The 11046-nt window shown below is 43.4% G+C and carries 10 protein-coding genes and 3 tRNA genes; 8 read left to right on the top strand and 5 right to left on the bottom strand.

The window, feature by feature from the left end; genetic code table 11:
• Nucleotides 1–407: 407 nt before the first annotated feature.
• A complete protein-coding gene (gene recN / locus FTV34_RS13260) occupies nucleotides 408–2069 on the bottom strand; it encodes a DNA repair protein RecN (RefSeq protein ID WP_180002783.1) in 1662 nt (553 codons plus the stop codon).
• A 437-nt stretch (nucleotides 2070–2506) separates the two neighbouring features.
• On the opposite strand from recN, the gene FTV34_RS13255 reads away from it, so the two are divergent.
• The 3 genes from FTV34_RS13255 to FTV34_RS13245 all read left to right on the top strand — a co-directional run bounded on the left by FTV34_RS13255 (nucleotide 2507) and on the right by FTV34_RS13245 (nucleotide 4683).
• Nucleotides 2507–2830 carry a pyrimidine/purine nucleoside phosphorylase gene (locus FTV34_RS13255; RefSeq protein WP_004787221.1) on the top strand — a complete coding sequence of 108 codons (324 nt, stop codon included), beginning with the start codon at nucleotides 2507–2509 and terminating at the stop codon, nucleotides 2828–2830.
• Nucleotides 2831–2972: 142 nt separating this feature from the next.
• Nucleotides 2973–3722 (top strand): 23S rRNA (guanosine(2251)-2'-O)-methyltransferase RlmB, encoded by a 750-nt coding sequence (gene rlmB, locus FTV34_RS13250; RefSeq protein WP_005233526.1) that lies wholly within the window; start codon nucleotides 2973–2975, stop codon nucleotides 3720–3722.
• Nucleotides 3723–3765: 43 nt separating this feature from the next.
• Entirely contained in the window at nucleotides 3766–4683 is a 918-nt protein-coding gene (locus FTV34_RS13245) for a DMT family transporter (protein WP_180031292.1), read from the top strand.
• A gap of 38 nt (nucleotides 4684–4721) precedes the next feature.
• On the opposite strand, the gene coaE is transcribed toward FTV34_RS13245, so the two are convergent.
• The 4 genes from coaE to pilB are packed head-to-tail and all read right to left on the bottom strand — an operon-like array spanning nucleotide 4722 to nucleotide 9158.
• Entirely contained in the window at nucleotides 4722–5327 is a 606-nt protein-coding gene (coaE, locus tag FTV34_RS13240; protein ID WP_180070497.1) for a dephospho-CoA kinase, read from the bottom strand.
• 1 nt (nucleotide 5328) lies between these two features.
• Entirely contained in the window at nucleotides 5329–6189 is an 861-nt protein-coding gene (locus tag FTV34_RS13235) for an A24 family peptidase (protein WP_180070495.1), read from the bottom strand.
• A complete protein-coding gene (locus tag FTV34_RS13230; RefSeq protein ID WP_180070493.1) occupies nucleotides 6189–7418 on the bottom strand; it encodes a type II secretion system F family protein in 1230 nt (409 codons plus the stop codon). Before FTV34_RS13230 ends, FTV34_RS13235 begins: the two co-directional genes overlap by 1 nt.
• Nucleotides 7419–7448: 30 nt before the next feature.
• Nucleotides 7449–9158, bottom strand: coding sequence for a type IV-A pilus assembly ATPase PilB (gene pilB / locus FTV34_RS13225; RefSeq protein WP_180070491.1), 1710 nt, complete (start codon nucleotides 9156–9158; stop codon nucleotides 7449–7451).
• A 278-nt stretch (nucleotides 9159–9436) separates the two neighbouring features.
• On the opposite strand from pilB, the gene tpiA reads away from it, so the two are divergent.
• The 5 genes from tpiA to FTV34_RS13200 all read left to right on the top strand — a co-directional run bounded on the left by tpiA (nucleotide 9437) and on the right by FTV34_RS13200 (nucleotide 10997).
• Complete coding sequence (gene tpiA / locus FTV34_RS13220) at nucleotides 9437–10228, top strand: triose-phosphate isomerase (protein WP_159122713.1); 792 nt, start codon at nucleotides 9437–9439, stop codon at nucleotides 10226–10228.
• Between the two features lie 13 nt (nucleotides 10229–10241).
• Nucleotides 10242–10571: a preprotein translocase subunit SecG gene (gene secG / locus FTV34_RS13215; protein ID WP_159122712.1), complete on the top strand. Its 330-nt coding sequence runs from the start codon at nucleotides 10242–10244 to the stop codon at nucleotides 10569–10571.
• 53 nt (nucleotides 10572–10624) lie between these two features.
• A tRNA-Leu gene (locus FTV34_RS13210) sits at nucleotides 10625–10709 on the top strand.
• Between the two features lie 53 nt (nucleotides 10710–10762).
• Nucleotides 10763–10839, top strand: a tRNA-Met gene (locus tag FTV34_RS13205).
• Nucleotides 10840–10920: 81 nt separating this feature from the next.
• A tRNA-Met gene (locus tag FTV34_RS13200) sits at nucleotides 10921–10997 on the top strand.
• The last annotated feature ends 49 nt before the right edge of the window (nucleotides 10998–11046 follow it).

Genomic DNA, 11046 nt, shown 5'->3' with positions numbered 1-11046 from the left:
CCTGATCCTCCAGGCTTAACTTGGGCGGTCTGCCTTTGGCAGAGACATGCTTCTGCAATTGCTCAACCATCAAATAGAAAGTTGACCATGAGATGCCTGTGTATCGCTTGAACTGAGGATCAGAAAGCTTGTTTGAATCGATGTATTTCATCCGCAGATTATGCACGAATGCTAAGAAATCCGGAGTGCAAATATTAACCAAAAAGAAGATCGTTTTTTGATTTATGAAAGAGATCTATTTTTAATTGTTTAATAATCAAACTAAATAATTAAATAGAAGAAAATATTAAATTTTATATTTAAAGCGGAGTGCTTTATTTTTTATTAATTTTTTATAAGTTGTTTTAAACTAAAAGCTGTTCATAAAAAAATCCCTGCAATAGTCAGGGATTTTTATTAAGCATGATTTATGCTTGCTGAAACTTTAACTGTCTTAACTGACGTGCATGCTGCAAGGTAGTTTCATTAATTTCCACGCCACCCGTCATACGTGCAAGTTCCTGTACAATTTCACTTTCTTCCAAATTAATAATGGTACTGCTGGCCGGATCAGTCTGGCGTTTTTTCACTAATAAATGCTGGTCGGACTGTGCAGCCACCTGCGCCTGATGGGTAATACAAAGAATTTGTACATGCTGTGCCAGATCAGCCAATAAGCGACCCACGATTTCCGCAGTTCCGCCACTGATCCCGACGTCGATTTCATCAAAGACCAATACTTCAGCTTCGGTTTTTTCTGCATTCATCACCTGCATCACCAAGGCGATACGGGATAATTCACCGCCTGAAGCCACGCGTGCCAGAGGTTGTGCTGGTATGCCCTTGTTGGCAGTAAACAGAAGCTGAATAAAACTCAAACCTTCACTTGATGGATGTTCCAAAGGCTCAAATTTAAATTCAAAATGCGCTTCAGGTAGGGCAAGCTGTTTCACCTGTTCGGTCAGTTTTTTCGCCAGCGGTTCGGCTGCATCACGGCGAATCTGGTCCAGATGTTGAGCTTTGCTTAGAAACTCCTGATAAGAGACCTCGACCTGTTCAGCCAGAGTTTCTGGGTCTTCTAGCTGATGCAATTGTTCAAGTTCAGTCTGCCAGGCCTCATATTCTTCTTTCAGCAATTCTGGCTGGGTGCGGTATTTGCGTGCTAAACGGTGAAATACTTCCAGTTTGGAATTCAGTTCTTCCATACGTTCCGGATCAAAGCTTTGCCGATCCATAAACTGACGTAAGGTTGCCGTTGCATCTTCGAGTTCGCTTTGGGCATTCAGTAAAGAGGTATAAATCTGGGAAAGCTGTTCGCTACGACCGGCATGCGATTCCATGCGGCGCAAGATTGAAGCCAGTTCCTGCGAAATATTCTGTTCACCTTCATCCAGGCCATTCAGGCTATAAACACAATCCTGCATGATGGCTTCATGATGTGAAAGGCGGTCAAATTCCTGCTCAATTTCCTGATAATCCGTCTGGACGACTTCTTCCAGTTCTTCAAGTTGCAGCTCCAGAGTTTCCATACGTTGCTTACGGGTTGCTTGTGCATCCAGCGCGGCCTGATGCTGGCGAATATTTTTATGCCAGGTGCTATAAGCGTCACGTACTTCCTGAGCTGGTGCATAAAAATTGCTATAGCGATCCAGCCAGTGTTTGGGATAAGGTGGTTCTAGAAGTTGCTGCTGACTATGCTGGCTATAAAGCTGAACCAGTAGTCGGCCAATTTCTTTCAGTTCAGACAGACTACTGGGACGACCATTGATCCAGGCCTTGCTACGTCCAGTGGCAAAGATCACCCGGCGTAAATGAATCTCCCCCGACTCATCATCCAGTTCATGCTCTTTTAACCAGCTCGCTTCAGGGCTGTCTTCCTGATAACTAAAGGTTGCTGTTACATCCGCTTTTTCGGTGCCATAACGCACATAATTGGTATCGGTTCGCTCCCCCAGACAGGCAGACAGAGCATCCAGTAACAGGGATTTACCTGCACCGGTTTCACCAGTAAGAACGTTAAAACCTTTATCAATATCAATAGCAAGATGCTCGGCCAAAGCAAAATTGATCAGAGTTAAATGTGTCAGCATAAACGCATCCGGGCTGCGAAAAGTTTGAATGAAATAGCATGTCAGTTGCTTCAGTCTAGCAACGCGGCTGTTATTATAAATCAGGATAAATCGATTTCATTCTATCTTAAATTTCAGGGATTAATACACGCTTATTTGAATGTTGTGTCACAAGAACCAAGATTAGGCCACTGAAGTTACAAAAGATATTTTCATTTTTCTGACATGCTTGAAATTTAAATTAAATCAGGTCGGAATATATTTTGCTTATAAATGGCGAGAAAAATCACGGCATTTTCCAGGATCTGCCGAAATCACTCAAACAGGCTGGAATCAAGGCAAGCAGGGGGCACCAATAATTTCATTCAAGTCCGATAAACTTCGATTGATTAGTTGCGGGTGCACATTTAAACTACAGCAATCAAAATATTACAAAATGCTTTATCTGGAGAAATGGCATGTCAGCTCAGTTTGATCATGTATCAGTACTTAAAAAATCGAATGTGTATTTTGGCGGGTTATGCATCAGCCATGTGGTGCAATTTGAAGATGGCACTAAAAAAACCTTAGGGGTAATTTTACCTTCAGAAAATGCATTAACTTTTGAAACACATGTGCCTGAGCGTATGGAAATCATCTCAGGTGAATGCCGTGTGCAAATCGCTGACAGCGAAGAAAAAGAACTGTTCCGTGCTGGTCAGTCTTTCTATGTGCCAGGCAATAGCCGTTTCAAAATTGAAACTGATGATGTGCTGGACTATGTTTGCCATTTTGAAGGCTAAACAGACCTACAGATGAGCTGTAACCGATCAAGAAATTTTGTTCTGAATCGGTTAAACTAAGCTTAATACAGAATCCTGTGAAGTTGGCTTTGCAGGATTTTTCTTTTGCTGCCTATTTCCCAATTTATTTTCGAGGTCGTTCATGGCTAAACCTGAGTATTATTATGGCGTCCATTCAGTAGAATCACTGCTGGAGCTTGAGCCTGAACGTGTCTTGACTCTTTTTACCCTGAAAGGCCGTGATGATCAGCGCCTGAAACGTGTGCTGGAATTGGCTGAGCCTTTTGGCATTAGTGTCCAGCAGGCTAGTCGTGACAAGCTGGAAAAACTGGCTGGTTTGCCTTTTCACCAAGGCGTTGTAGCGGCAGTTCGCCCGCATCCAACCTTAAATGAAAAGGATCTGGAAGATCTATTGAAGCAAGATTCTCAAGTACTTCTATTAGCACTCGATCAGGTAACGGATCCACATAACCTGGGTGCTTGTATTCGTACTGCCGCAGCGATGGGTGTAGCGGCTGTGATTGTACCGCGTGACCGTTCAGCAAGCCTGACGCCGACTGCACGTAAAGTGGCAGCAGGTGGTGCAGAAAAAGTGAAGTTTATTCAGGTGACCAATCTGGCGCGTACTTTGGGTCAAATCAAAGATGAATTTAATGTACGTGTGGTTGGTACGATGCTGGATGAAAAAGCTTTACCTATCCAGAAATTTGATTTTACTGGTACAGGTGTATGCGTGGTGATGGGTGCGGAAGATACCGGTTTGCGTCCAATTACCCAAAGCCAATGTGATCAGACGGTTTATATTCCGATGGCAGGAAATCTGCAAAGTCTGAATGTGAGCGTGGCAACAGGGATGGCTCTTTATGAAGCCTGTCGTCAGCGTCAAGCTTAAGTCCTTTTTATTATTTACCTAAATACTGTTAAAGAAGAAGTCTATGTCTCCCCGAACGCAAGGTTATGCCTTTGTCTTAATTACCATGTGTATTTGGGGAGGTTTTACCTTAAGCACGCGCTTAAGTGCCCAGTGGGGGATTAGTGCCTGGGATCTGGTGGGATTACGTTTTCTATTGGCTTTTCTGATTCTGATGCCAGTCCTGATTTATAAAAAGGACACAGCCTTTTTGTGGAGTAAGGAATCCTTTCTCTTAGCCATGATTGGCGGGGTAGGGTATTGCCTGACTGCTTATACTGCTTTCCATTATGCACCTGCAGCTCATGCTGCCGTATTTCTAAATGGCTGTATTCCACTTTGTACCGCAGTGGCTGCTTTTGTGTTATTTAAACAGGGATTTGACCGACATACTTGGATCAGTATGGCGATTATGCTGCTTGCGATTGGCAGTATGAGTTGGCTGATGTTCCGAGAGTCCGGTGTGGCCTTGGGATTAGGCGATCTGCTATTTTTCATCAGTGCAATGTGGTGGGGTGTATTCACTGTACTGCTACGTCAATGGAAGCTATCTGCCTGGCATTCTATGGCCAGTGTAGCGATCTGGTCAGCCATCATTTATGTGCCAATTTATCTGCTATTCTTCCCCAAACATCTGGATGCTGCTGAACCTTGGCAAATGGCTTCCCAGGTACTCTTTCACGGTGTTTTTGTGGTGATTGTAGCGACACTAACTTATGTGGAAGCGATTAAGCGTTTAGGTGCATTTAAAGCGGGCAGTATCGTGACCCTCGCACCATTCATTGCTGCCATACTGGCTGTACCGTTATTAAATGAACCTCTAAGTCTCGCGATTGTCTCTGGTTTGGTAGGTATGGCCATTGGTGCCATACAGCCTTGGCGCTGGTTAATGCATCAAGACAGTCTCAGCCAAAAACTGAAACAACAAAAAAAGCAGTCCTAACAGGGCTGCTTTTTATTTGAACTCTGACTGAGTTCGGGTTAATGATTTTGAGCAGCCATCTGAAGATACTTTTCATGTAATGGTGTGAGATGAGCATAGAGATGCTCCAACTCACCATCATTCAGCACAATATCATCAGCCATAGCGCGTTTTTGTTCACGCGGCATTTGGGCGGCAATGATCTTCTGAATTTGCTCCACATTTTGTCCATCACGCTGTGAAGCCCGTTGAATTTGCAGTTCAATAGCAGCATCAATTAATAACGTATGTTGTGTCAGTTCATGCTGATTGGTTTCAAACAATAAAGGAGAAACTAAAATCGCATAAGGACTTTGTGCTGCATGCAACTGTTGAATAATTGAAGTGCGAATAGCAGGGTGGGTGATATTTTCCAGCGTTTTTCGTGCTTCTGGAGACTGGAAAATATGTTCGCGCAAAACACGGCGATTCAATGAACCATCCTTGAGTAAAACCCAATCGCCGAAAGCTTGCTGAATCTGCTGTAGGGCTGGTTGACCGATATCAACGACTTCACGGGCGACAATATCCGCATCTACGACAGCAATCCCTTGAGCTTCAAACCATTGGCTGGCAGCAGACTTGCCACTACCAATTCCACCAGTTAAACCGAGTACAAATTTCACTTTACTGACCTAAATAGATTTTCATGATCTGCTCACCCCATAAAAAGGCAATCCAGCCGGCAATGGCAATATAAGGGCCAAAGGCAAAGGGCTGATTTTCTTTACGGACTTTAAGCAGGATAATCCCAATAATCGCGCCCACCAATGATGACAATAATACAATGAGTGGTAGGAGCATAGGCCCCATCCAGGCACCTAAGGCAGCTAGTAATTTGAAATCTCCATAGCCCATACCTTCCTTGCCGGTCACCAGCTTAAACAGATAGTACACCACCCACAAGCATAAGAAGCCAATGATATAGCCCCAGATGGCAGAATCAGGGGTAGTATAAATCGCATAACTATTAATGCCCAGGCCGAGTGCAGCCAGCGGCAGGGTATAGCGATCGGGTAATAACTGGGTATCGAAATCAATAAAGGTGAGGGCAATCAGGGCATAGGTAAAAACCAGACCAAACAGCATCTGTATGGTAGGCCCAAATACTGCCACTACTATCAGCGCACAAGCAGCTGTGAGAAGTTCAATAAATGGATAGCGGATACTGATTGGATTCTGACAGTTACCACATTTACCACGTAATAAGATCCAGCTAATCACCGGAATATTCTGATGCCAGCGAATAGGGGTCTGACATTTTGGGCAGGTTGAAGCTGGTTTGCTTAAAGTAATTTTGCTTTCATCAATAATGGGCTGATCTGGATGCAAGAATAGTTGACAGTCAATCCTCCACTCCTGTTCCATCATTTTAGGGGTGCGGTAAATGACAACATTTAAAAAGCTACCAATACAGAGACTAAAAAGCCCAACTGCGAGATAAAGCGCAGTTGGGTTTTGAGTAAAATAGAAAAGAAAATCTTGCATTAAACCACTGAACCCATTTGGAAGATTGGAAGGTACATTGCGATAACAAGGCCACCAACAAGGACACCAAGAATTGCCATAATCAAGGGTTCCATCATAGAAGTTAAACCGTCGACCGCATTATCGACTTCATTTTCATAATGGGTTGCGACTTTATCCAGCATAGCGTCTAGTGCGCCGGATTCTTCACCAATAGCGACCATCTGTACGGCCATAGAAGGGAATTTATTGGTGACACGCATAGCAAATTGAAGCTGTTGACCGGTTGCTACATCTTCCTTGATTCTTAATACCGCCTCCTCATAGACTACGTTATTGGTTGCACCAGCAGTCGATTCAAGCGCATCAATTAATGGCACACCGGCTGCAAAAGTGGTGGCGAGAGTGCGGCTATAACGGGCAATAATCGCTTTATAGACCAGATCACCAAAGATCGGTGCTTTGAGCGCGGCCTTATCCAGTAAATCACGGAATTTTTTGCTACGCTTTTTCGCTTCAAGGAAAGCAGTAATCACAACACCAATCCCGAGAATTAACAGAAACCAGTATGCCTGCATCCAGTTAGACATATTTACGACCATTTGGGTAAATGCAGGTAAGTCAGCACCAAATGAAGAGAATAAGTCCTGGAATACAGGGACTACTTTCACCATCAGAATAATTGTTACGATCACAGCTACTACAATTACTGTAGCTGGATATTTCATGGCTTTTTTAATTTTTTGCTTTAACAGCTCACTTTTTTCTTTATAAATCGCGACACGATCCAGCATGGTTTCCAGAGCACCCGATTGTTCGCCAGATTCAACTAAAGAACAGAATAGGTTGTCAAAATATTGTGGGTATTTTCGTAATGCTCCAGCAAAAGTATTCCCCCCTTCAACTTCGCCTTTAATTCCAAGCACAACCTCACGCATAGATGGATTTTCTAAACCTTCTGCAACAATTTCAAAGCCCTGAACTAACGGTACCCCAGCTTTCATCATGGTCGCTAACTGACGGGTGAAGATGGTGATATCCAGTGTGGAAACTTTTTTCTTCATCAAACCTTCGAGAATATTTTTTTTCTTTTCCCGGATGGTTTTGATCGTAATGCCTTGTTTGCGCAAGTTCACTTTTGCCAAGGCCATATTTCGTGCCGGCAATTCCCCCTTGATCTTTGCGCCTTTGCGGTCAATCCCTTCATAACTGAAGATTGGTGTCATCTGGCCTTTTTTTACTGCTGCCATAGCTTTATCCTTATTTTATATTCAGCACGATCATTCGCTGGTTACACGATTGACTTCCTGTAAAGAAGTCACCCCCTGCATAACCTTCACTAACCCTGATCGGCGTAAATTGTTAAATCCTGCATGTGCGGAAGCTTCAGCAATTTCAATGGCATTGCCATCTTCCATAATAATTCTTGAAATCTCAGGTGTGACCTTCATAACTTCATAAATACCGACCCGGCCCTTATACCCTTCACGGCATTCATTACAGCCGACTGGCTCATAAATCTGAAATTCAGGGCTTTGTAAATCTGCTTCGGTAAAGCCCATCTCTAGTAAGCTTTGCTGAGGAATATCAGCTGGTTTTTTACATTGTGAACACAAGCGACGGGCCAGACGCTGCGCAATCACCAGATTGACTGAAGTCGCGATATTGAAAGAAGGTACGCCCATATTACGCAATCGGGTCAAGGTTTCTGGAGCACTGTTAGTGTGCAGGGTTGACATCACCATATGACCTGTTTGGGCTGCTTTAATTGCAATTTCAGCTGTTTCCAAATCACGGATCTCACCGACCATGACAATATCAGGATCCTGACGCAGAAAGGATTTTAATGCCGCTGCGAAAGTCAGGCCTACTTTAGGGTTGACGTTCACCTGATTAATCCCTTGCAAGTTAATCTCGACTGGGTCTTCTGCAGTAGAAATATTGGTATCTTCACGATTTAAGATGTTTAAGCCCGTATAAAGGGATACTGTTTTACCGGAACCAGTAGGACCGGTAATCAGTAACATCCCTTGCGGTTTATCTAAGGCTTCCATAAATAGTTCCTTCTGCTCAGGTTCATAACCTAAAGCATCAATTCCCAGCATGGCACTGGACGGATCTAGAATACGTAGAACCAGTTTTTCGCCAAACAGGGTAGGGAGCGAGTTAACACGGAAGTCGATGGCTTTGTTTTTTGAGAGCTTTAATTTAATACGGCCGTCTTGAGGCACGCGTTTCTCAGAAATGTCCATCTGCGACATGACTTTCAAACGCGACGCCAAACGGTTTGCCAGTTGTAGGGGCGGGGTTGCAATCTGACGTAAAACCCCATCGACACGATAGCGCACCCGATACATTTTTTCATAAGGTTCAAAATGTAGATCCGAAGCGCCCATACGAATGGCATCAATCAGTAACTTATTAATATATTTAACAATCGGGGCTTCTTCACCCTTGTCTTTTTCATCTTCTTCTTGAGTCGGATCGGCTGTATCGACATTTACATCCAGATCGAAATCATCATCAAAATCAAAAGTACTTTCTTCAGTAAAGTTTTGCTCAATCAGTTTTTCAAGTTTATTGTGTTCAACAATAACAGTTTCGATATTCAGTTTGGTTGCAAAGCGGATGGCATCCGTTGCTTCGATATTGGTCGGATTGCTCGTGGCGACATAAAGAATATTGGCGTTTTTATAAATTGGCAGAATACGATGCTTGGTAATCAGCTTTTCATCAATATCTTCACGCAGGATTTGTCCCGGATCATAAGCACCAATATCAAATAGAGGCTCACCAAATTCTACTGAGATCGTTTCAGCAATGGTGGTAGGGGAAAGATTATGATGACTGACCAAATAGGCCACGATATCTGTTTTTTCCTGTTTGGCATTGGCTAAAGCAGTCCGCATATCTTCAGCTGATAATACCCCTTCATCGACCAGGCGACGAATAAACCCCGTAAATCTTGGTGACCCCTGCAATGCTGTCATGCTTCAAACGCCTATCAATTCAATTTTTTTAATTTGCTATTCTAAAATTATACGTTTGTTATACAAAAATACCATAGCTGAGAATGCTGCAATCTTCGTGATATTCAGTAAAAGCTTGAACTGGTCGGAAGAACCGGGCATTTTTTTCAGTGATAACAAAAAATAATCATTTTGAATAGTCTAAACTGAGAAATAGGATGAATAAAACTATTCTTTAAATTTTACAATTCCGTGTAGAATGTGCCCAATTCAAGATATGTCAGTGAAATAGGTTATTTATGTCGGTTTCGACGATTACCCCTTGGGTGGTGGGCAACTGGAAAATGAATCCAATGCAGGCAGATGCCCAAGCTTTGGTTCAGAATTTAAAAGACTTGCTTGAGTCTGCACCAGTTTCAACAGAGAAATGTCATTTGGGTGTGGCGCCGACAACCCTTGCCTTAACTCAAATTCAAACTGCATTTGCTTCTGCTAATCGCCCTGTATATACCGTAGCACAAGATGTATCACGTATTGCAGGGACAGGCGCTTATACTGGGGAAGTGAGTGCTGAATTATTGGCTGATAGCCAGATTCACTATGTATTGATTGGGCACTCTGAACGTCGTGAAATTTTTGCTGAAAGTTCACAGATTTTAAATACTAAAATCAAGAATGCCTTAAATGCCGGTTTAACCGTAATTTACTGTGTGGGCGAAAGTCTGGAACAGCGTGAAGCAGGGCAGGCAGAAGCGGTGGTTCTCCAACAGATTTGCGATATCGCGACTGTGGTAGAAGATGAACAGTGGAAAAATATTGTGATTGCTTATGAGCCAATCTGGGCCATTGGTACCGGTAAAACAGCTTCTCCAGAAGATGCGCAGGCCATGCATGCCCAGATCCGTCAGGGTTTGAGCCAGATTACAGGTTATGCTGCGACTATGGCGATTTTATATGGTGGTAGTGTAAAACCGGAAAATGCAGTAGAGTTAGCAGCCTGCCCTGACATTAACGGGGCATTGGTGGGTGGTGCATCACTCAATGCTGAGTCGTTCCATCAAATTGCTCAAGCATTTGCAAATACACAATAATTAGGAGTTCAGCATGCAAACTTTTGTGCTGGTAGTACATATTATCTTAGCGATTTTGATGATTGTCTTGATTTTAGTTCAGCATGGTAAAGGTGCGGATGCAGGTGCATCATTTGGCGGCGGCGGTGCGGCAACGATCTTTGGTGCCTCAGGTTCGGGTAATTTCATGACCCGTTTGACGGCAGTTTTTACCGCATTGTTCTTTGTGACCAGTATTACTTTGGCGATTCTTGCCAAGAAACAAACCACGAATGCGTACAGTTTATCGTCAATTCAATCAGCACCAACTGCGCCTGCGCAACCGGTTGAAACTTCACCAACTGCACCACAAACGACCGAATAATTTTAATTAAACCTTTCTTTTTTTCAGTGATGCGACTAGAATGCGTCACAGCTGCGGTGGTGGTGGAATTGGTAGACACGCTACCTTGAGGTGGTAGTGCTTTCGGGCGTGGGGGTTCAAGTCCCCCCTTCCGCACCAACTTATAATCCAGAATATAAGTTGGTGTATGCAGCTAAAAAAACTTTTGTTGATGCGGGATGGAGCAGTCTGGTAGCTCGTCGGGCTCATAACCCGAAGGTCGTTGGTTCAAATCCAGCTCCCGCTACCAATTAATCCTTTTTTAAAGACGCAAACTTTTAAAAGGCAGCTTAAATCTGATTTAAGTTGAGAAGAATTATTTGCATGTTGTTGCGGGGTGGAGCAGTCTGGTAGCTCGTCGGGCTCATAACCCGAAGGTCGTTGGTTCAAATCCAGCCCCCGCTACCAATCCTTTAAAGCTGCAAACTTTAAAGGCAGTTTAGTGTAAAATATTAAG

Origin of the sequence: Acinetobacter sp. YH16038 (assembly GCF_013417275.1) — a bacterium.
Classification (GTDB): Bacteria; Pseudomonadota; Gammaproteobacteria; order Pseudomonadales; family Moraxellaceae; genus Acinetobacter.
This window is presented reverse-complemented; position numbering and strand designations above follow the sequence as displayed.

Coding starts and splice junctions, on each gene's coding strand:
- recN (WP_180002783.1), bottom strand. CDS start 2,069: ATGCTGACACATTTAACTCTGATCAATTTTGCTTTGGCCGAGCATCTT.
- FTV34_RS13255 (WP_004787221.1), top strand. CDS start 2,507: ATGTCAGCTCAGTTTGATCATGTATCAGTACTTAAAAAATCGAATGTG.
- rlmB (WP_005233526.1), top strand. CDS start 2,973: ATGGCTAAACCTGAGTATTATTATGGCGTCCATTCAGTAGAATCACTG.
- FTV34_RS13245 (WP_180031292.1), top strand. CDS start 3,766: ATGTCTCCCCGAACGCAAGGTTATGCCTTTGTCTTAATTACCATGTGT.
- FTV34_RS13235 (WP_180070495.1), bottom strand. CDS start 6,189: ATGCAAGATTTTCTTTTCTATTTTACTCAAAACCCAACTGCGCTTTAT.
- FTV34_RS13230 (WP_180070493.1), bottom strand. CDS start 7,418: ATGGCAGCAGTAAAAAAAGGCCAGATGACACCAATCTTCAGTTATGAA.
- pilB (WP_180070491.1), bottom strand. CDS start 9,158: ATGACAGCATTGCAGGGGTCACCAAGATTTACGGGGTTTATTCGTCGC.
- tpiA (WP_159122713.1), top strand. CDS start 9,437: ATGTCGGTTTCGACGATTACCCCTTGGGTGGTGGGCAACTGGAAAATG.
- secG (WP_159122712.1), top strand. CDS start 10,242: ATGCAAACTTTTGTGCTGGTAGTACATATTATCTTAGCGATTTTGATG.